The organism is Nocardia sp. NPDC004722, from assembly GCF_053601505.1.
Window position 1 is genome coordinate 1 of the sequence record NZ_JBSGBY010000078.1, and the last position, 19866, is coordinate 19866.

Annotated in this window: 20 protein-coding genes and 1 pseudogene; 12 read left to right on the forward strand and 9 right to left on the reverse strand. The window is 63.4% G+C overall.

Annotation, left to right across the window (positions count from 1 at the left end; all coding sequences use genetic code 11):
* Positions 1-553, reverse strand: a 553-nt coding sequence (locus ACWELQ_RS10905; RefSeq protein ID WP_452396838.1) for a MerR family transcriptional regulator, incomplete at its 3' end; no start/stop codon positions are given.
* A 122-nt stretch (positions 554-675) separates the two neighbouring features.
* On the opposite strand from ACWELQ_RS10905, the gene ACWELQ_RS10910 reads away from it, so the two are divergent.
* The 4 genes from ACWELQ_RS10910 to ACWELQ_RS10925 all read left to right on the forward strand — a co-directional run bounded on the left by ACWELQ_RS10910 (position 676) and on the right by ACWELQ_RS10925 (position 4118).
* Positions 676-1407 carry a TetR family transcriptional regulator gene (locus tag ACWELQ_RS10910; protein ID WP_452396839.1) on the forward strand — a complete coding sequence of 244 codons (732 nt, stop codon included), beginning with the start codon at positions 676-678 and terminating at the stop codon, positions 1405-1407.
* Between the two features lie 143 nt (positions 1408-1550).
* On the forward strand, positions 1551-1961 hold the full coding sequence (locus ACWELQ_RS10915; RefSeq protein WP_452396840.1) for a DUF6086 family protein: 411 nt from the start codon (positions 1551-1553) through the stop codon (positions 1959-1961).
* A 623-nt stretch (positions 1962-2584) separates the two neighbouring features.
* Entirely contained in the window at positions 2585-3112 is a 528-nt protein-coding gene (locus ACWELQ_RS10920; RefSeq protein ID WP_452396841.1) for a hypothetical protein, read from the forward strand.
* Positions 3113-3242: 130 nt separating this feature from the next.
* A complete protein-coding gene (locus tag ACWELQ_RS10925) occupies positions 3243-4118 on the forward strand; it encodes a hypothetical protein (protein WP_452396842.1) in 876 nt (291 codons plus the stop codon).
* A 5-nt stretch (positions 4119-4123) separates the two neighbouring features.
* On the opposite strand, the gene ACWELQ_RS10930 is transcribed toward ACWELQ_RS10925, so the two are convergent.
* Together ACWELQ_RS10930 and ACWELQ_RS10935 are read right to left on the reverse strand one after the other, a co-directional pair.
* Positions 4124-5440, reverse strand: a complete 1317-nt coding sequence (locus ACWELQ_RS10930; RefSeq protein WP_452396843.1) for a caspase family protein — start codon at positions 5438-5440, stop codon at positions 4124-4126.
* A 2-nt stretch (positions 5441-5442) separates the two neighbouring features.
* Complete coding sequence (locus tag ACWELQ_RS10935) at positions 5443-5787, reverse strand: effector-associated constant component EACC1 (protein ID WP_452396844.1); 345 nt, start codon at positions 5785-5787, stop codon at positions 5443-5445.
* A 463-nt stretch (positions 5788-6250) separates the two neighbouring features.
* Between ACWELQ_RS10935 and ACWELQ_RS10940 the strand changes: the two genes are divergently transcribed.
* A complete protein-coding gene (locus ACWELQ_RS10940) occupies positions 6251-7468 on the forward strand; it encodes a hypothetical protein (protein ID WP_452396845.1) in 1218 nt (405 codons plus the stop codon).
* A 377-nt stretch (positions 7469-7845) separates the two neighbouring features.
* On the opposite strand, the gene ACWELQ_RS10945 is transcribed toward ACWELQ_RS10940, so the two are convergent.
* The gene (locus ACWELQ_RS10945; RefSeq protein ID WP_452396846.1) at positions 7846-8703 is read right to left on the reverse strand and encodes a DUF4268 domain-containing protein; all 858 of its coding nucleotides are present in this window, start codon (positions 8701-8703) and stop codon (positions 7846-7848) included.
* Positions 8704-9402: 699 nt separating this feature from the next.
* Here ACWELQ_RS10945 and ACWELQ_RS10950 point away from each other — a divergent pair.
* Positions 9403-9903, forward strand: coding sequence for a hypothetical protein (locus ACWELQ_RS10950; RefSeq protein ID WP_452396847.1), 501 nt, complete (start codon positions 9403-9405; stop codon positions 9901-9903).
* Between the two features lie 80 nt (positions 9904-9983).
* Here ACWELQ_RS10950 and ACWELQ_RS10955 read toward each other — a convergent pair whose 3' ends face one another.
* On the reverse strand, positions 9984-10379 hold the full coding sequence (locus tag ACWELQ_RS10955; protein ID WP_452396848.1) for a nitroreductase family deazaflavin-dependent oxidoreductase: 396 nt from the start codon (positions 10377-10379) through the stop codon (positions 9984-9986).
* A gap of 99 nt (positions 10380-10478) precedes the next feature.
* Here ACWELQ_RS10955 and ACWELQ_RS10960 point away from each other — a divergent pair, with 99 nt between their 5' ends.
* On the forward strand, positions 10479-11144 hold the full coding sequence (locus ACWELQ_RS10960) for a TetR/AcrR family transcriptional regulator (protein WP_452396849.1): 666 nt from the start codon (positions 10479-10481) through the stop codon (positions 11142-11144).
* Positions 11145-11226: 82 nt separating this feature from the next.
* Here ACWELQ_RS10960 and ACWELQ_RS10965 read toward each other — a convergent pair whose 3' ends face one another.
* Complete coding sequence (locus tag ACWELQ_RS10965) at positions 11227-11742, reverse strand: serine hydrolase (protein ID WP_452396850.1); 516 nt, start codon at positions 11740-11742, stop codon at positions 11227-11229.
* A gap of 501 nt (positions 11743-12243) precedes the next feature.
* A pseudogene (locus ACWELQ_RS10970) lies at positions 12244-13079 on the reverse strand (IS110 family transposase); the annotation flags it as partial.
* Positions 13080-13083: 4 nt separating this feature from the next.
* Between ACWELQ_RS10970 and ACWELQ_RS10975 the strand changes: the two are divergent.
* From ACWELQ_RS10975 to ACWELQ_RS10985, 3 genes are all read left to right on the forward strand, one after another.
* On the forward strand, positions 13084-13326 hold the full coding sequence (locus ACWELQ_RS10975) for a response regulator transcription factor (RefSeq protein WP_452396851.1): 243 nt from the start codon (positions 13084-13086) through the stop codon (positions 13324-13326).
* Positions 13327-13774: 448 nt separating this feature from the next.
* Positions 13775-15073 carry an alpha/beta hydrolase gene (locus ACWELQ_RS10980; protein ID WP_452396852.1) on the forward strand — a complete coding sequence of 433 codons (1299 nt, stop codon included), beginning with the start codon at positions 13775-13777 and terminating at the stop codon, positions 15071-15073.
* 954 nt (positions 15074-16027) lie between these two features.
* Positions 16028-16723, forward strand: coding sequence for a hypothetical protein (locus ACWELQ_RS10985; RefSeq protein ID WP_452396853.1), 696 nt, complete (start codon positions 16028-16030; stop codon positions 16721-16723).
* A gap of 711 nt (positions 16724-17434) precedes the next feature.
* On the opposite strand, the gene msrA is transcribed toward ACWELQ_RS10985, so the two are convergent.
* Positions 17435-17965, reverse strand: a complete 531-nt coding sequence (gene msrA, locus ACWELQ_RS10990; protein WP_452396854.1) for a peptide-methionine (S)-S-oxide reductase MsrA — start codon at positions 17963-17965, stop codon at positions 17435-17437.
* An 86-nt stretch (positions 17966-18051) separates the two neighbouring features.
* A complete protein-coding gene (locus ACWELQ_RS10995) occupies positions 18052-18204 on the reverse strand; it encodes a hypothetical protein (RefSeq protein WP_452396855.1) in 153 nt (50 codons plus the stop codon).
* A gap of 934 nt (positions 18205-19138) precedes the next feature.
* Between ACWELQ_RS10995 and ACWELQ_RS11000 the strand changes: the two genes are divergently transcribed.
* The gene (locus tag ACWELQ_RS11000; RefSeq protein ID WP_452396856.1) at positions 19139-19363 is read left to right on the forward strand and encodes a hypothetical protein; all 225 of its coding nucleotides are present in this window, start codon (positions 19139-19141) and stop codon (positions 19361-19363) included.
* A gap of 51 nt (positions 19364-19414) precedes the next feature.
* Positions 19415-19866 (forward strand): SIS domain-containing protein (locus ACWELQ_RS11005; RefSeq protein WP_452396857.1); only part of this gene is annotated, 452 nt, incomplete at its 3' end.

Genomic DNA, 19866 nt, shown 5'->3' on the forward strand with positions numbered 1-19866 from the left:
GGAACACGTACCCGCAGTACATCCACCAGAAGATCCCGAACATCAACGCCACCTCCCCCAGCTCCCGCCAGCCCGGGTGATGGGTGAACACGTGCCACCACGACAGTAGATGCTCGACATCCACGCATCCCTCGCCGCCGAGCTGACGCGCGACGATCGACGCGAACGCCGGGCGGCACAACCGATCCCAGGTATCGACCACTCCGTAGTCGCGTACATGGCTGTCGAGCAGTTCGCACACCGCGCGTGTCTCGAGCGCGAAGGCCGCGCCCAGCAAGGCTTCCACATCGCCCAACTCCAGCGCGGATCCCCGCACCGCCATCGCGGCCCCGGCGGGGGTCGCACCGGCACGGATGAGTTCGAGCATCCGGGTGAGCAACGCGATGTCGGCTTCGGTGTACAGCCGGTGCCTACCCGGGCGATCCTGACGAGGGCCGATGCCGTAGCGCCGGTTCCAGCTGCGCAGCGTCGGTGTGGGAATTCCGAGCCGCTCGGCCGCCGTGCGGACCGAGTAACCGGCTCCATCCAGGGCGGGCGACGAACGGTGGGACATGACTCCGATTGTGCCCGCTCCCGATCGAGGATCCGCGAGGGCCCACCGCTTCCTGTCGCACCAATCCGGACACTCATTCTGGCCGAACCCCAGGAGACGGTATTCCCGACCACGGAGCGCATGTGAACCTACGCCGAACGATCGCACTGCGGCAGGACCGAGCCCACCGGACACGAGCACTGATAATCGGCTCGGCCGCCGTCGAATTCGGTAGGTCGGGCTACAGCGCGGCGTCACTCAAACTCATTGTGGCGGGTTCGACGGTGTCGAAAGGCGCCATGTACTTCCATTTCGACTCCAAGGACGATCTGGCCCAAGGGGTTCTGGAGGCTGCCGGCGAGCGGCATCTGGCAACGGTGGTGCGGTGGATCGCTCGCACTGATCTCACCCCACTGGACATACTGCACGCGATAGTGGACGAAATGGCCATGAGGCTGGAGCACGACATCGTCGTCCAGGCCGAATTCCGACTCGTGGCCGAACCCGCACTCACCCGCGAGATACCTTCCGCGGCCGCGCAAACCTTGCTCGAGAAACTGCGATGGTTGGCCGAGCAATCGATCGCTCACAACCAACTACTGCCGAATACCGACCCGGACAGTTACGTCCAGATGGTGCTGGCAGCCCTCGCCGGGCAGCGCTACATCGCTGAGCAGTTCGGAATCGAAATGCCATTGCGAACCCGATTCGCCGAAGCATTCGACGCGATCACGAAGTCGCTAGCCACACCCGACTGGCTCGACCAATTCCACCGAACCGGTTGGCAAGCCCAAGCCCATCTCGCCGATCTGGACATCCACCCCATCCCGCCCGATTTCACCGACCGGACTGGACCCAACCATCCGATCGAGTAAAAGCAAATCCCCTCCGACCGAGGTCGGAGGGGATTTTTCTTGGTCGGGCTGACAGGATTTGAACCTGCGACCACTTGACCCCCAGATTCGCACATTCGGCCCGGAAGTGGCGGACTCCGAACGAGCCGACTCATGATCGCTGCATGAGCCAATACTTCAACGTCGGCGACAAGATGGTGTGGAATTCACCCGGCGTTCTCGACGGGGCGCTGTTCGCCGCCATGGCAGAGATCCTGGCCGCTCGACTGGGCGTCCCTACAGGGCTCAGCGGGATGGTCAACGACGACTGCGAGATCGACGTCGCGACCTTCGAAGTCTTCGTCCACGCGTTGCTCGATCGCGACTACCACGACCACAGCTGGTTCTGGCGCAACCTCATGCCGGGATACATCGTGACCGCGTGGATACTGCTGGAACGTTCCGGAGGCACCGTCCAAGAACCCGACTACGACCAAGAACGACATCCCGAGTCGCGCAGGCATTGGTGGGCGCAATGGATCCAGCGACACGACGAGGCGATCGAATCCTACTGGTCGAGCAAGCCCGTCGAATAGCGCCGTACTCAGGCAACCACCGACGAGCCATCAAGCGCGGGTTGACATCTCGACCCACGATCACGGAATTCGTGCCAGAGCCGGTGTACTGAGCCTTCAGGCGGCCGAGAAAATGGGATCGGTCGGGGATTGCTTTCGACGACAGCATGGTCGAAAGCTATGTTGGAACGATGCAAGTGGAACTACTCGACACCAGGAAATGGGCCACTCGCTGAGATGGCCAACGCGATTTCCGGCTACATCGAAGCCATAGACAACCTGACCCGAAGACGCTCGAAGCTCAACACGCTCAGCCTGCGGACGACGAACGGGCCTACGCCATCGCGGACCGAGCGAAAATCAACGCACCCAATCCGTCCGGGAATCCGGGGCAACCTCAGTATTGCCAGCAGAGTACCGGGCCACGGCGGGGTCGCCGGACATATCGTCGATCCTCGGCCAAGGTGTGGAGTCGTCTGCCTGTCCAGATGGGGAGTCAGCCTGGGCTGCATGCCAGACTCCGCTGACAAGTGAGTCCTCGTTTTGAATGCTTTACTGCACAACAACTTTCGCAACCATCTGAGCAGGATTTGCTTGCCGGATCACGAGCGCCTTGTCAGACTGAATTCATGTCGAATGGTCCAGTGCTGCTCGCAGCGCTCGCTGCGGAGGATGGCGTGCACATCTCGTCGGTCGATCCTGTCCGTGGCGATGTCTGCTATGTCGAAATGCACCGAACCGGTCGCACAGTCGGCACTGCGGGATTCAAGTACCACACGGGTACTAAGCCATGGGAGATCGGGGCTGTACTGTCGCAGCAGATTCAAGCTGCGTCCGGTGCCGACCCCCGATTCGCGACACATGTTCTCGCCGACCAAGCCTCCAAGGAGTATCCCGGCGGATCCGCCGACGCGGCCGCGCTCCTGCGGGCACTCCTCGGTGGTCGATACGAGCTGTATATGGAGACCTATCTCGATGCGGCGATGGCATCCGGGAACCGGCTCGCAGCGACGATGATGGAATTGGAGAGGCGAGAAGGACAGTCGAGACCGACCGCGGCGGTAGGCAACAGTGGGTGCATGGTCCTACTACTCTCGACAGCTGTGGCGGGTCTCATTGCCGCAACGGTTGGTTCGGTATCGATCAAACGATTCCGCCGCAGATCAGTTTGACGGGCAATCTGTGCAGGTGAGCTGTGATTTTGGCGGCTTCGCCACGACATCTTGCATCGGCGGCGGGACGGCTGAGGTAGCGCTCGAGCATCGTCAGATGCTCTGATCGACAACATAATCGGGGGAGTAAATGTCTGAAACCGGTGTGACCTGGGGCCTCGCCTACACCCAACTCGACGGAAAGCCTGGCTCGCGATTTGAATGGCATAACGCGAAACCTGCCTGGCCCAACCAGCAGGACGCTGAATATCGGGCGAAGTCTGGGTCGCTCGTGTTCTCGGAGCCTTCGGATTTCAGGGAACCTCACCCGAGTGTCGCTGGGGCGGTCCTGTTGATCGAGCGGTTCTTCGTATTTGTCGTCTATCCGATCCATGGGGGCGATCACGCGGCGTCAAGTCGCCGAGCGACCGACGGCGTATCAAAACGGTGGCTCGAGAACCTGCGCCCCACTGATGGTGGGCACCCGACCGGTCCGCCTGGCTCCGGGGGCTCTCCTCACCTCGATGCGATGAACGCCGCCCTTGAGACGGCGATGGAAGGCGGGCAAGGCTTGATCACCCCTGAGATCGAGTCGGCATATGAGGCACTGCGAATCCCGTTCGTCGAGCGCCGCTACGACGACTCGGTCGTAGCGTTGTGCAGAGCAGCCGGGCCGGCCTACCGAGGGGTTGCGTATGCGTTCTTTCGCAACCTCATCGAATACAAATTTGCCGGCACCGAACATCGGCTGGCGATCGAACGATACCTCCGCGGAGTAGCGGGCTTCAGCCCTGTCGCCATGCAGGGTACCGATATCCCATTGATGGCAAGGTTCATTGTCGACCAAACCGGTGCGGGCAAGCCGCGCCTGGGCCGGACGAACATCGCTGGTCTCGACCTCGACCGGTTTCAGGACGACGCGCTCGCAGCGGCGATAGCGATCGGCAGTTTCGAGGGCCTGACGGGCGACGAGATCCTGATGCGGCTACAGGGCGCGGTCGGCAGGTATGCGATGGGCAGGGGCTGATTGGTTCATATCAGCGGCACGGTGTGCAAATTCCAACCCTCCGACAGCTTCCCATGCCAAATACACCGGCCTGATCTGGGCGAGACCTCCACCATTGTCCGACGCCAGTCCATGAAGAAATTCCAGCCGGCGGATTGGGCATTGGTGTTTCCATGCACGTGGTAGACGCAATACACGACCGCTGGTGGCGCGAAGTTCGGGTTCACATCGGGGGAAACTTCTTCATGCGAGCAGCAGGCGATCAACTGTCGGCTTCTGTTCACCTGTCGAAGATGCTCGAGCAGCTCACGCCTGTCGGAGTTGGTGCTCTCCCGTGTCGCGATCCACTCGGCCAGGTCGTCGTATGCCTCATCAGCCGTGGCGTGGACGGCGAACCGCTGGTCTTCGGGGCCGAAAGAGGTCGTCCAGTTCAGAGCGGCCTTGTGGCGCAGCAAGATTTGGCTCGACCACGGGGAATCGACTCGCACCCAACTCCATCCAGGGCCCGCTTCGATTACGCGTTCGGGGGGTAGCGGAGTCGAGTCCGGCGTGATGGGGTCGGGGGCATCACCGAACGGCTCGGCGTGGCCGGAGCCGGACCGGGGTGGCCTCCCAGAGAGAGCCAAGTGGCCGATCGTGCGTGTATTGCGTTGTTCAGGTCGCGGAAATCCTTTGGCTGGCAGCACCCTTGCCAAATGTTCGTGGATCGCTGTGAGGGTCAGCAACTCAGCGCCTGCGTCGGTGGGGCCGTTACGCAGCAACTTCAGCAGTTCGCCCGTGTAGGCGGTGTATTCAGCTGTGGTGGGAGCCATGGACGGGCGGTTGGCGGGGGACGAGGTCAGCGTGCATGCGCCCGCGACCGTGAGCTGACCCGATACCACTGAGCTGACATCGGCCATGAGGTCGATTGCCAAACCGGAAAAACAACAGTCCAGAATGAGGACCCGGTTGGCTGCATGGGCATGGGCAAGTCGGCTGCGCAGTAGTTCGAACGGCAATGCCGTCCACGACACCATGTCTGGTTCGCCGCGTGTATCGGGCATCGACAGATACAAACCCCCATCCGCGCCGATCAATCCGTGGCCGGCGTAATACACCAGGAGGAGGTCCTCCGCCTGCCCAGCCGCGTCATTAAGTGCCGCTCCGATAACCCCGCGATTGGATTCGTCGGGCAGCGGCACACAGTGTTCGGGAGCCAGCGCGGTTGCCCAAGGGCTGGTGAAGATCTCGGCGAGAGCGTTCAGGTTGTTGCGCACCGCAGGGAGATTGGGGAGGCCGGGGTCAGAGTATCTGCTGGTGCCCAGCAACAGCGCTCGGGACCTGACCGGATCAGGTAGCCGCACCCCTAGCCCTCGAGTGCCTTCCGTAACAGGTCGGCCACCTCAGAAGCCGGTAGGTCTGTGACGGAGATCTTCACGTTGCGATGCGCCCCTCGGGTGACCTCGATATCAGCCGACGGACGACGGTGCTTTATCCATACTGTTAGCGACGCCGCGAGTGCCGCACCCAATCCTTGCGCCCCGAAGGCGACCACCAGCACATCGGTTACCGCGCCCATATCTCCGGGCTGCACCGGTGGTCGCTCCAACGACACCCGGCCACGAAAGTCGTCCTCGCGCGACAGCCAGGCCACCAAATCGGTCAGCTCCCGCTGAGCATTCCCACCCACCAACCGAATCTGCGCTGTCATCCCCGCCCCTTCCCGCACTCACCAACAGCCACAAGCGATTTGCCACGAACCATCATCACATAGCAGGTGACGGCCGTGGAACCATTTGATCTGCAGCACGATCAAACCCACGCTTGCTGATGGAGATCTGCCCGATCAGCCCACCTCGATCCGGCCAGCGCCGCCCGCCCCGCCCGCACCTTCGGCCACGGCCGCCGCTACTGCCTGGGCGCACCACTAGCCGAAATGCAAACCATCCACGCCGCCAGCGCGCTTCTGAGCAGTCGGCGGATTACGAGAGCCTTGCGGCCTAGGTAGTGGGCAGGAAGGCTCGAAAACCAATTAGGTGAGGGCGATGCCAGTTCGTGGCGGCCCCAACTGTCATCTGCGGTGGATAGCTGAGTTGCAGCCCGACAGCCGGTACAGTCTCCTTCCGAGGGGGCGGGCGACTGGATGGAAGCCCGTTGTGACGACAGGGGGAATCTTGGCCATCAACGTGTCGACGATCCGCGGATACGTGCTCGAGGAGTTGCTCGCGCGGCTTTTGCAGGACAACGGATATCGTCTGCTCGTTACAGCAGACCAGGATCGGGACGCCCTCAAGGACAGTGGCAAAGGGCTACTGGTCAGAGGGCGTGGAACGACGCATCAGGTAGATGTGCTCGGCGAGCTGGATCTGCCCTTGCCTTTCTCGCTGCCGATGCGCCTGTTCGTCGAGGCCAAGCATCGGAAGAAGTCGACCGGTATTGAGTACGCGCGAAACGCATACGGCACCATTCGCGATGTCAATGAGCACTTTGCTTCGCAAACGACTGGTCCCCATCAGATTCCGATGAAGCGATATCAGTACCAGTACGCTCTCTTCTCCGCCAGTGGATTCACCTCACCTGCGCAGGAATACGCACTGGCACAGCAGATCTCACTGGTGGACCTGTCCGGCCCCGGTTTCGAGTCCCTGCTCGCCGCGGCCGACGGCATTGCCACCCGCATCGCCGACCTTGCCGCTCAAATCGGTGCTAAGTCGCTGCGGCTGAAGCAGATCCGGCACGCACTCCGTCATGCTCTGGGCACCTGGCCTGGCAACGTTATCGATGAAGGCTTCCCCGATCTCGCCGCCCGCATCAGCGATTTGCGCGAGCCAATGGTGGGTCGCGCATTCCCCGATACGGTCATCGGTGTTGCGACAGCCAGGGAAAGGGAGTTGGCGGGGCTGCCTGAGCTGTTGCGAGCTGTACAACCCTACGCGGAGGATGATGAGGACGAGTCTGTCGAGTCGGTCCGTGAGCTACCGTCAGATCAGCTGGCGGCGATCGTCACGGAGTTGAGCGGCGTCGTTCTGGATTCCTTCGTGCTCGGGTTCCCCTCTGCGCCATTCATCCTGGTCCTGCATGTCGACAGGCCCGAAGCCTTCGCCGATTACCTTGATGAGCAACACAACTCTGAAATCCAAGTGCTGATCAACCATCCACGTGATCGTGCTGAGAACCGGCCGACGAGCATTGATTGGGAGGCCGTGCCCGTCGACGACGAGGCGGGCTTCCGCCTACGGTTCACACTGCCGGCCGTGCTCGGAAAATGGATGATGGACGGCAACACTCCCACGTGGGCGGTACGCGAAGCCAAGAACACCCTGTTCTCATCTATCGCGATCATTCGCGGCACCCGCGTCATCCGACTGTTCTACCGTCCGCACCGTGGATGACGGCTAGACAGGTGGCCGTCAGTGGTGAACTCAACCTCGGCGACACGTTGGCTTCACCGCTCCCGGGGGATGACGTCTTTGTTCATATGTTTGGTCGAGGGGCGGGACCGATAGGTGTGGCGGCATCTGCCGCGAGCAGACCTGCCAGTTCTCGACCCGTTCGCGAACGCCCTACGTCGTATAGGTCGCCCGCCGACACTCGCTCCACATGGCGAGCCCGGTCCTCTCGCTCAGACTTGGCGGATGCCCGCTGTGCGGCGGGGATCAATATGTAGCGCGTTCGGAATGAGTACTTGCCTTGGCGAGTCGGGCCACGCCCACGCCCCCGAAGTGTGGATGTTGCTCCGCTCCGGGGCATTCCTCGCGTCGCGGCGGCGCTAAGCGGGGATGCCGCCGACAGCGAGGAGTGCTTTTCGAAGTCGTTGCTGTGAATCGATGAACCAGGCGATGTGCGAGGCCCATTCGTGTTGGTCGGTAATGGTTCCCGGGGTGCGGTCGGCGATCAGGCAGGCTGATCGACCTTCCCGATGGTCGAAATCGAGTTCGCGGCCGTATGCATCGATGAGCGCGGCACCGGCTGTCCGAAGCTGTTCGAGCCGTGCGCGATTCGTTTCGCCATCGCGGTCTTTGAAGTAGAGATGCGATTGCAGGTGACCGCTGCTGAACTTGATGCCATACACCACACCAGCCCGGCCGGTCGGTAGATCGAGCCAGTTCTTGGAATTGCCGCTGCTCCGGGGCCCGGTCCACTGGGCCACGCCCGCGGCGCCGAGTGCATCGAGAAATCGGTCCCAAAATTGCGCGTACAGCTGACCGGTCGCGGTCGCCTCCGATCGAGTGCGAGCCCGCGCCGACTTCCCCCAGTCGTTCGGGCTGGCCACCACCCGGAACTGCGGAGCCGGCACGGATTCTCCGATCCGCACCGCTGACACCTCGACACCGAAGAATCGGGTCCCGGTGTCGGTGCGATGGTTGAGCCAATCCAACGCCGCTCGATGTTCGTCCCGGAATCGGGCCGCCACCCAGATGATGTTGGTCGCATCGGTCCCAGCTGCATAGGTAAGCACCTGACCGAGATGCGAGTGATCGGTTTCCTCCAGCTGGTTCTCCACGATCACAACCTCGTCCCCGGCCCGGCCGATGAGGTCGAGCGAATAGCCGCCGACAGGGTGCTCGTTGGCCTCCAAAACGAGGTCGAGGCCGAGCGCCATGCCGAGCTCATCGGCATTCGCCAACAGCCAGGGAGTGAAGTCCTGTGCCTCATGGGCCCATACATCGCGTAGATCGACAGCCTCGAGACGTCCGATCGAAACCCGTTCGGCATCAGCCTTTGTCGCGTAACTCTCCATTGGTCATGCCCGATCGCCTCAGAGATCCCGATCGACACCATGCGACCCGGAGACGAAAGTAGAGCCGGTCCGAAGACCGGCTCTACTTTTCTGTCGGGCTGACAGGATTTGAACCTGCGACCACTTGACCCCCAGATAAAAGTAGGTACCCGATACGGACATTGTGCGCACGTTGTGCTCGTTGCTTCTGTGCGCACGATGAGTATACCTGCTGCTCACGGGTATAGCGGGCGGATCGGGTGGTCCACAACCGGTCCATAGCGTGGCCTGGATCGGCCCCTGTTGGTCCACGATTGGTCCGTGGCCCGGGCGACAACGGGCCACGGATCTGAAGGTCTGCGGAGCGGTGCATCTCTCACCGTTCGGGTTCACTCAGGTTGCATGCTGGCGGCCGACTGGTGGCCTGGAGGGATGGAGGTAGCGGCGGCCTGGGCGCCGACTCCGCGGCGACTGCATGCACCTGGCTATTGCCTAACGTGGTGTCGCAGTGATTGGAGGATGGCTTTCACTAGTTGAGCGACGCGCCGAGGGGACTTTGGGCGTTCGGTCGCGGTCGTTGAGGCGTTCGTGTGCTGGAATTCGGCGGTGTCCGATGCCGATGCCTCGTCCGTTCGCCAGGCGCTGTACGAGATGGTCGACGCTTATCTACTCGGCGATGCTGACTGGGTCAAGGTCGTCTCGGACGGGGTGGGTCGAACTGGTTGTGTCGAAGCGGTTCTCGCGGAGGCCAACCGTTGGGGCGAGTATCTGTCGGGCTGCGCGGACGTTTCCGATGACCCTGTGTCGCCGGAGTTCATCGGTGCGGGCATTCGGGCGCGCTTGGCGGCAGTACTGCCGCGGGACGAAGAGTTGGCTGCTGTGGCCGCAGTCGATTGTTTCAGTACACCAGGAGAGTACGGCGGGTGGCCTTCTTGCGCGACCGCGGTCGATCGCATGCTGCTTTTGCATGTCATGGCGGCGGGCATAGTGGAGTTGGGTTTGCGTGCTTGGGGGAGCGGGTTCAGTGCTGAGATGATGGAATCCACCGCCGAGATGGATCCTCGCCTTGAACCTCATTCGGACGTCACGATACGACAGTTCCTTTGAGACGTAGAGGGGTTCGAGCGGAGGTTCGGGGACGGCACTGCAGGCGACTCTCACTCTTGCGGCTGGTTGGTACCTGGTCGTCACGGGTGAGGTGCGGGATGGTCCGGTGCGGGAATCAGATCCATCCGCAGGAACTCGGTGATGCGCAATAGCCTTGGCGGGTGCGCCTTTTCGGGCAAGGCCTGCAGCGCCTGGGATTTGTCGATCAGACGCGGTGTGTCGAGCTCCAAGTCGCGCCCGTCGATTCGGAGGCGGGCGTATCCGGAGGCCAGAACGTTGCGGACCCAGTCTGAGCGGGAGCCGTAGACGAGGATGAACAGATAGCCGCCGTCGACGGGGTAGGCATCGAGCGGGGTTCGGTAAGTGGTTCCCGACGTGCGGCCGGTGTGGGTAAGGACCGGCCATCTGCCGCCCGCGAGGGCTCGGGGGTTGAAGATCTGTCTGTTGACGTGGCCCCACCATTTCGGCATCGGCATGGGGATCTCCTCGGTTGGCTTACGGGCGTAAGGCTGGCTTACATCTGTAAGGTTGGCTTACGCTTGTAAGCCTGTCAAGAGATTCGACGAGGAGCCACCGTGACTCGACCGCCACTCACAAGGGAGCGGGTGCTCGATGCCGCCATCCGCGTCGCGGACCGGGGTGGCGCGGAAGCCATCACCATGCGGCGGGTGGCGCAGGAACTCGGGGTGGAGGCGATGTCGCTGTATCACCACATTCCGAACAAGGACGCGATGCTCGACGGTGTGGTGGATGCCGTGTTCGCGGCCATCGAACTGCCGGTGGCCGAGGGGGATTGGCGGACCGCGATCCGGGCGCGCGCCGAATCCACGCGGACCGTGCTTTCCCAGCACCGATGGGCGCTGGGGCTACTGGACTCGCGGCCCACGCCGGGACCGGCCACGTTGCGGCACCACGACGCCGTCCTCGGCATCCTGCTGAACGCCGACTTCACCCTGGAACTGGCCGCACACGCGGTGTCGGTGTTGGACAGCTACATCGGCGGATACGTTCTGCAAGAAGCGAACCTGCCGATCACGACGCCGGCCGAGGTCCGAACCGTGGCGGCGGGCATCCTCGCAGACCTGCCCGCGGAGGAGCTGCCGCATCTCAGGGCGATGATCGTCGACCATGCCCTGCAACCGGGTTACAACTACTCTGGCGAGTTCGACTTCGGCCTCGACCTGATATTGGACGGCCTCGAAGCGCGCCGCAAGGCAGGTGTCTCAGTTCGCAAGCGTTGAACCGACTCCACTCGCCCTGTCAGCTAACACCCCAGCTCAGAGTGTCTTTCTGGTGACATTCACTGCCGGTCCGATCACCGGTTCAGTCTTCCGCGCAGAGTGCGGCGTTGAAGGCCTGGTTGATCGTCGCGGTGACGGCGGGGTCCTCGGAGCGGAGGTTGGCACTCACGGTGACGGCAAGTCCTTTCGGGGTGACTCCGCTGAAGGTACGGAAACCGGGGACGGAGCTGCCGTGGCCCCAGACCTCGAGGTTGCAGATGGCCGGGACTCTGGCCAGGCCTAGGCCGTTGGAATAACCGGGGCGGTTGGTCAGGGGTTGTGGATCCTGCTGCATTTCTTCCAATTGCGCTGAAGCCAAGAGCTTTCCGGCGAGCAGGGCGGTGAAGAATCGGTTCACGTCGGCGCCGGTGGAGATCAGCTCGCCCGCCGTGGCTCGTCGGGCGGGCGGCCACCCGCGTTCGACCCCGAGATCTACCGCGATCGCAATGCGGTCGAGCGAGGGATCAATCGGCTCAAGCAAAACCGTGCCGTGGCAACCAGATTCGACAAGCTCGCCGTCCGCTATTTGGCCACCGTTCACATCGCCGCCATCAACCAATGGCTACGAAACCAGTGAGTGACGGGCAGCCGCCCGGCACTCACCCACTTTCAAAACACTGCCTAGCGGCATGCCTTCGGCTGTGCTGCGCCACTTGACCGTGTGTGTGGGCGGTGTCCCTATGGTTTTCGTCAACTCGTCGGGTGCCGCGCTCGTGATGTGATTCCGATACGTTGGTTTGTGGTGGTGCAATCGGGCGGGAGGTCGCTGCGTGGACTGGGTGTTCTGGGTGCTGGGACTGGTCGTCGGGGCGATCGTTGTCGATCGTGTTGCGGTGTGGGCGGAAGGACGGGGCTGGATCTACTGGCGTCACCGGCCCCGGAACACGGGAGTCGGTGCGAGCGCCCTCGGTCAGGTTGAGTCGCTGTTGTCGCCGTCGTATCGGCATGTCGTAGAAGAAACTCAGGCCAAGAAGGTGTTGCGGATCGACCAGACCGCAGGTGAAGGGGATGCACCGACAGTGATCGTCGTGCGTGGCGAGTAGCAGGATCCGCGCAAGGCGGCAGTAGACGCAGGCGAATTCCGGTAGGGCTGTTTGGTTTTGAGCATGGCGTAGAGGACATCGCAGCGGCGTCGGGCCAGGCAGATCAGGGCGGCGTTGTGTTTCTTGCCCTCCTCGCGTTTTCGCGTGTAGTAGGCGCGGCTGCCCGGGTCGTGCAGGGCAGCGAACGCGGACAGGAACAGGGCGCGTTTGAGTTTGTGGTTGCCCGATCTGGCGGGGTGCTCGCCGCGGATGGAGCTGCCGGAGCGGTGGGTGACCGGGGCGATGCCGACGTAGGCGGCCAGGTGCCCGGCGGTGGCGAAGGCCGAGCCGTCGCCGACTTCGAGCAGGATGCGGGCTCCGGTCCTGACTCCGACGCCGGGCATCGAGGTCAGGACCTTGGCAAGAGGGTGCGCATCGAGCATCCTCTCGTTGTCCTCGGCAATGGATTTGCGGTGCAGCAAAACACTTTTCAGAGAATCGGCCAGTTTGGGCAGCACGATCTCCGCGGCGTTGGAACCAGGAAGGGCGACCGACTGGCGGTGAGTTTTCGTCGCCCAGCGGCGTGGATTCCGGCCGGTCCGCCGCAGCGCGAAAGGATCTCCAAGACCGCCGGATGCGCGATGCGCGGGCCCAGCACGCGTTCGAGGGCCGGGTGGATGCTGGTGAGCAAGCCACGAATCCGGTTGCTGGTGCGGGTCGCTTCTCCGGCGAGGTCGTCGTCGAAGCCGACCAGGACACCGAGCTCGGTCAGCGCCTCGTCCCCGACATCGACGCGGCGCAGCGTGTGCGGCATGGTGCGGGCCGCGTCGGCGATGATGTAGGCGTCGCGAGCATCGGTCTTGGCTTGTCCGGGATCCGTGGCACAGCGCCGCTTGGCGGGACACCAAACCGCCAGTGGCGCGACCACTTTGAGCAAACGTGAGCGAGAGGTCGCAGCACTGGCGGCACGCGGCCTAAGCAACAAAGATATCGCGGCCCAACTCCATGTCAGCCACCGGACCATCGAGGATCACCTCAGCCGCATCCTCCGCAAACTGGGCCTCACCGGTCGCGCCGGAATCGCGCATCGTCTGGCCGAACTTGAAAACACCCGCCCCTGACCGGCGACCGCACCGACATGGAAGGGCCTCGCGCGCAAGTCCGCCCACCTGGATTGTCCGGCGTCCACTAGCAAGCCAGCCATCGCAGCCGCTCGGCGAAAACAGCTCGAGGTCGCGAAGTTTCATCCGGAAGGCGGTCCAAACCAGCCTTCTGGAAGGGGTGGCGGACCAACTTCTGAGGCTAGCCTCGTCGTTGTGGTCCACCGGGTAACGCAACCGCCCGGTGGGCCACACGGTGAATCCGCCGGTCCCGGCGTCACAGCACCGGGTCCTTACCTGCACCCGGGAGCGATTCTCGGACCACCACGCCTCCGCGAATCGGTTACCCACTCCCGGAGACCGGGATCTGGGACCGGCGGTTCACCACAGAGATCATGTTGAGGATCACAGCGGCTGGTGACCGCCCGACTCAGCCGCAGCACTGGATCTTTCAAGGACTCCGAGCACCGTGCCGTCAATCTCCGAGCTGTCTCTACTGTCCGGTTCGCTGCCGTGGATCATCTGCGCCGTCGGTGTTGCCGGAGCGCTGTGGTTATTCGGTGTCGGCCGTCGATCTCTCGGTCGTGCGAGCGTGGGGTCTTCCTGGCTCGGGCTGGCGGCCGCGTTGGCGGTTCATATTGTCGTTGAGCATTGGTGGCGGCCATTTCCGGACGCGATACCACCGCCGGTATATCTATGGTTCGGTTTCGCAGTGTGGGCGGTCGGGCTGTTGCCGATCCGAATCACCCACTCCCGAGGTTGGGCGACAAAGGCGTTGTCGCTGTGTGCCGCCATCGCGACTGTGCTGGCATCGGCGATTCAGGTCAACCTCGTGTTCGCCGCTTACCCCACGGTCGAGGATGTGTTGGGGCTCGGGGGAGGAAACCGCATCTCCCTCACCTCAGTGCCCGCCGGACAGGCAGAGCCTGTGACCGGGTGGCCTCTGGATTCGGTGTGGCGGCCACCTGCCGGTCTACCGAAAAAAGGCCGAGTACTGCGCGCAGCCGTGCCCGGCGCCGTGTCACAGTTTGCCGCACGATCCGCCGAGATCTATCTGCCTCCAGCGTATTTCGCCACGCCCCGACCATTGCTACCAGTACTGGTCCTGCTGGCCGGGCAGCCGGGCAGCCCGATCGACTGGTTCAACGGCGGTCGCCTGACTCAGACGATGGATGCTTTCGCCGCGGCGCACGGCGGGCTCACGCCTGTCATCGTTGTGGCCGACGCGACCGGCAGTCCGTGGTACAACCCCCTATGCCTGGATTCCAAGCTGGGAAATGTGGCCACCTACTTGGCAGTCGATCTGCCAGCTTGGATAACCAAGCGACTCCAGGTCGACCCCGATCCGCGGAGGTGGGCCATCGCCGGAAATTCTTATGGCGGGACATGTGCTTTGCAGCTGGCCACGAACTATCCCACGGTGTACCCAACGTTCCTCGGACTTTCCGGCGATCCGGAGCCCACGCTCGGCAGTCGCCACCAAACTGCCCAAGCCGCATTCGGTTCTGATATCGCAGCGTTCGAGCGCGTCAACCCGCTCAACCTGCTGCGCACACATCGATATCCCGATTCCGCTGGCGTGCTGATCGCTGGAACCGAAGACCGGGCGGGTCGTTCGGCTCAGGTCACGATCGCTACCGCGGCCTCCGCAGCAGGCATGCGGATTCGGCTCCGAGAACTCCCGGGAGGGCACACCTGGGCAGTGTGGTCGGCGGGGCTGCGAGCCGAAATGGACTGGCTTGCCGGACGACTGGGAGTTACGCCCTAAGCAGGAGCGATACGGTGCCGTGTCGGCGACGAGGCTGGCGATCGGCACCGCGGCGTGTGCGGCGTGCCGTGCAAACCGCGTAGCCGATCGGAGCGGCACGTTCTGCTTCAGGCCATCGTTGCGTCTGTAGTTTCCATCCGTTCGGCGGGCAGAGTAGGCCATCTGGCGGGTGGGCCGGCGGAGGCAGGGACTATAGAGTCGCCTGTGCGGTCCGGAGATATAGAGTCCACGCGCAATCTCCGGGCGCATTGTGAACCGCCGGTGCTGCGGTCTTGGCATTCTCGGAGCGAGTCGGCTTAAGCCTTGGACCGGGTGGCCGGACTCCTTCGAGGTCTTCGGGACCGGCGGTTCATTCTCAGCTTCCTCGCTGTCGATCCCGATGCGACCGAACTGTGCGGTTGGATCACCTGGTACGCAATGGGATTCGGGCCGGAAATTACCAGCTTGTCGACGACGTCGGTCTTGGCGGCGCAAATGGCATTTTCGTCTTCTCTGCAGGACTGAGACCATTGCCGGTCGAATGGCGGGCGGCGCTGGCCGGGTGGGGGAGATCTACCGCCGATCTACATATTGCCTCTGTGCGTGGTCGGTGACACGCTGTCGCGGTACTAAAGATCGCTGGCGAGTGGCTGCGTGAGCAGATCGATATCACGACTCAGTGCGCTGCCGCGGATCCGATCAATCGACTCGGACCACGCGCTGCAACAAGAGATTTCCGGAAGGCGTCCTCGTGCGCCCTAACCGCAAGGAGGTGAGAACGACACATGCCCTCGGGCGATAGAGGATATTCGAGTCGCTCGTTCCGCTCACCCAATTGCGAGTGGAGACGACTCGCGCGAGTCTGACATTCGCGACGGGCGTGGTGGAACGCGCCTCGTCGCGTGGACATTCCTTTCCTGCCGGGTCTTTTGCCCGCATTCAATTTCCCTGCTCTGAAGATCGAAGGTTTCATCGATGAGGAAGACCACAACCCTGACGGCGGCCGCTGCTCTCGCGGTGGCGGCGTTGACATTGAGTCAGCCGTACTCCAACGCCGGTCCCGCGCAGCAGGATCCCGCGCCTGCGGCGGCGACGCAGGCGGCGCCGGGAATCAATTGGACCGCCAATGTCGTCGACAAGTCGGTCGTCGTCAAAACCGACGTGGGGTCGCTGGCCGCGCGCGACGGTCAGTTCCAGATGCTCGACGGTGCCGGCAACGTCGCCGCCGCGTTCCCGCTGGCGTACGCCTTCAAGGGTCAGCAGTTCCCGATCGCCGCCAAGATCGACGGCAACACCGCGACCCTGACGCCGAGCACCGATCCTGCGACCGCGAAGCCGGTAGCGATGCTCGAGAACATCGATGCCCAAGCCGATTTCGATTCGGCCCTGGGCGCGGCCGGTACCCAGTTCGGTCTTGCGACCGGCCTCGGCACCCTTGTCGGCACCCTCATTGGAGGCGTCGGCGGTTGTGTCCTCGGGGCAATCGTGCCGGCGGCGCTCATGACGCCGATCTTCGTTCCGGGCTGGGTCGGCGGCTGCCTGGCGGGTGGGGCAGCCGGTGCGGCACTGGGTGCGGCAGCCGGGACAGTCCTCCTCGGTGTGCCGGTGGGCATCGCCTCCGCCATCCAGTTCTTCCAGCGGATCAATACTCCCGCAGCTCCGGCGAAGTAAGGGAGTCGAGCTGTCCCGGTATGAGATCGATTCCGGGACATGCCTTCCCGCCCTTTCGAGCGGCGATCTTCCTGCTGATTCCGTTGCCCCCAATCCTTGCCGTTGTACCCGTGGGGTCCGTTCAGTCCAAGCCTGAACGCGGAATCGGACAGGTAGGCCGATGATCACCTCATCGGCGCGGCGGGTACCCACGTCTCCGCAACCCGAGCCGTGGGTACTCGCTGCACCTTTCCAGATTGTTCACAGTTTTCTCATCGCCGCGCAGCGATGATCAGCTTCTGCCATCACGCGTATTTCGGAGTCCGCAGTCCTGCCTAGACTCGCTCCGGAATGTATGGCAGAGCCGGTGGTTGCCGACCCACCGGAAAGCGGCGAGCACCCGCGCCTCCGATTCCCCGCCGCGGGTGCTCGCCGCCCCAAACACCGAGCTACCTCCTTTGACAACGCCTTTGGGGAAGGCCTCCACGCCGCACCTATTGCAACCAGTGCAAGTTCCAACGCCATAGCTGACCCAGATCTGCTGAAGTTCAGGGAAACTGAAGCATCCGTCGTGGGAACCCGAGTGGTCGTCGGCATCGCGCCGGAGTGAGGACGCTCAGGTTGAGGCGGGACCCGGTGACTCGGCCGTGTGTGCCCTCCACCGGTGACGCGGTGGGCGAGGACCGTGCGGCCGTAGTGTGCGCCGACGTGGTCTCGCCCGCTGCGAGTGTTCTACCGTTTCGGCAGCTTCCATCCCGGTCGTGGGAAATGGCAGGAGTCGGCGTCCGGGTTGCGTTGCAGGTAGTGCTGGTGGTCGGCGGTGGCGTCCCAGAACTCTTGGGCGGGAACCAGTTCGGTGACCACCTTGCCGGGCCACAAGCCGGAGTCCTCGACGTCGACGATCGTGGCCAGGGCGACCCGCTTCTGCTCGTCGTCGACATAGAAGATCGCCGAGCGATATCCGGGGCCGAGGTAGTGGCCCTGCCGGTCTTGCGTTGTTGGGTCGTGGATTTGGAAGAAGAACTCGAGCAGCGTCCGGAAGTCGGTGCGGGTCGGGTCGTAGATGATCTCGACGGCCTCGGCATGGCCGTGGTGATCGCGGGGAGTTGGACGACCGGGTCGGCCACCGGTGTAGCCGACCCGCGTCGACACGACCCCGGGCTGCCGGTGGATTAGGTCCTGCATCCCCCAGAAGCATCCGCCGGCCAGGATCGCCTTGGGTAGGTCGGTCGCGCTTTCCTTGGATCCTGCTGAAATCGACATGCCATCGATACTGGCCCAGCATCTTCCTACCCGCCGGTTCGATCCTCACCGTGCCCAATTCGGCAGCGGCAGTGTCAGCCGACGTGTCAGCTCGGTGGATTGGCGTGCGTGGCCACCGGGCCGCTGCGGTGGTCGAGCCATTCGTGCAGCAGCAGGGTGGCCAGCTCATCGAGCGGGAGGATCCGTCCGCGTCCGGTGGCTCCATCTCCCCACAGCGGGCGGCCGAGCCATGACCGCATCTACCCGAGCTTGCTCAGATCGCCTCGGATCGTGGCATCGGCCAACCCTGTTGCCGCACGAGCCAGCTCGAACCTGAGTAGATCGGTGGTCTCGAAGCGCTCCAACTCCTCGGCCGAGGCGATTGGCCGAACCGACCGCAAGTCTCGCGGTGCCGCGGCGCCCACCTCGCCTTTACCAAATGCGGGACGAGATCGGTAATCATAGAATGCCTTCAGGAATCCCGAAGAAACCTCAACACGCGGACCCACGTACGTCCGACGGTAAAGGCACCTGGTCTGCGGTTGGATACCACCGCATCAATCCGAGCGAACTTGAGTGATGTCGTACTAGAACGAGTGCCGGGTACCGGGCAGCGAGGTGACCGTTGAGGACGTGTACCGGTCGCGCATCGCGGTGGCGCTGTATGCCCGTGGCATGCTTTCCGGGAAGACATCATGAGCGTGACATGGCGGCCGAGACTGGCTGACGGTACCGCGCCCGTGCTGACCGTCCTGATCCTCCTGCTGGTGGCGTTGGCCTTCGCCGGTTCGGAGAACACCGGGGCCGCCGGTTACCTGCCATTACTGAAAAGGGCTGCGCCCCCTGGCGATTCTGGCGATCGGACAATACTTCGTGGTGGTGTCCGGCGGCTTCGCTCGTCGATCGGCTGTGGAGTCCAGCCGTCCGACGAGCGGGAACAGCCGTATGTATGGTGCGGTGGAAGGGTATTCGCGGCTACGGTAGCTGCCGTGGCAGTGCGGTCGTTCCCTCTTGCGAACCCGTGCGCCACGTCGTGATCCGCCGGTCCCACCGACATCACCTGCATTCGTCAGCTTCGTTGCCTGCCCGATCTAACCGTTGCCGGGCCTGCCACCGCTGGCGTTGCAGGAGGGACCGGCGGATTGTCTTTTGTCGGACTGTCGGCGCGGATTCAGCGGGCACGTACATCTCGCGATGTCCGTAGATGTAGGTGCCGCCGGCGCCGGGCACGGCGGCGCCGAGTTCGGCTCAGATGAGTCCGTCGACGGTGGCGAGGAAGACGCCGGGATGCCGGACATAGGCGCACTCCGCGAGGTTGAAGCAGGGCCTCCTGAATTTGCAAAGCTAGAGCTCTTCATGCGCCAGGCCAAGAAAAATGATCGAAGCTGGACAAAACGGCCCACTATTGATCATTATTGAGCATGTAGTGAGTGTCTGTGCGCATGAACGCGCGTTTGGAGAAGATGATTCATGAGCCATGTCGAGCGCGAGATCGCTAGCCAGCCGGACTGCTGGCGGCGAGCACTGGAGATGGAAGGCGTCGGCCTCCCCGAGGCCGGCGAGCGCGTGGCGGTGATCGGTTGCGGTACATCGCTGTACATGGCGCAGGCCTACGCATCGCTGCGCGAGGCAACGGGTTTGGGGGAGACCGATGCGTTCGCGGCCTCGGAATTCCCCGCCACCCGGAGATACGACCGAGTCGTGGCGATCAGCCGTTCCGGCACGACGACCGAGGTGCTGGCAGCGCTGGCACGTGCCCAGCACATGCCGACCGTCGCCATCACCGGTGATACCGAGACGCCGATCAGCGCCGCCGCGTCGACGGTGATCGATCTGGGATTCGCCGACGAAAAGTCGGTCGTGCAAACACGATTCGCCACCACGGTGCTCGCATTGCTGCGCGGCCATCTCGATCTCGTGCC

Excerpts from the sequence above, each read along its gene's own strand:
- ACWELQ_RS10985 (WP_452396853.1), top strand. The coding sequence starts at position 16,028 with ATGAGGAAGACCACAACCCTGACGGCGGCCGCTGCTCTCGCGGTGGCG.
- msrA (WP_452396854.1), bottom strand. The coding sequence starts at position 17,965 with ATGTCGATTTCAGCAGGATCCAAGGAAAGCGCGACCGACCTACCCAAG.
- ACWELQ_RS10995 (WP_452396855.1), bottom strand. The coding sequence starts at position 18,204 with ATGCGGTCATGGCTCGGCCGCCCGCTGTGGGGAGATGGAGCCACCGGA.
- ACWELQ_RS10915 (WP_452396840.1), top strand. The coding sequence starts at position 1,551 with ATGAGCCAATACTTCAACGTCGGCGACAAGATGGTGTGGAATTCACCC.
- ACWELQ_RS11000 (WP_452396856.1), top strand. The coding sequence starts at position 19,139 with ATGTCCGTAGATGTAGGTGCCGCCGGCGCCGGGCACGGCGGCGCCGAG.
- ACWELQ_RS10955 (WP_452396848.1), bottom strand. The coding sequence starts at position 10,379 with ATGCCGATGCCGAAATGGTGGGGCCACGTCAACAGACAGATCTTCAAC.
- ACWELQ_RS10925 (WP_452396842.1), top strand. The coding sequence starts at position 3,243 with ATGTCTGAAACCGGTGTGACCTGGGGCCTCGCCTACACCCAACTCGAC.
- ACWELQ_RS10935 (WP_452396844.1), bottom strand. The coding sequence starts at position 5,787 with ATGACAGCGCAGATTCGGTTGGTGGGTGGGAATGCTCAGCGGGAGCTG.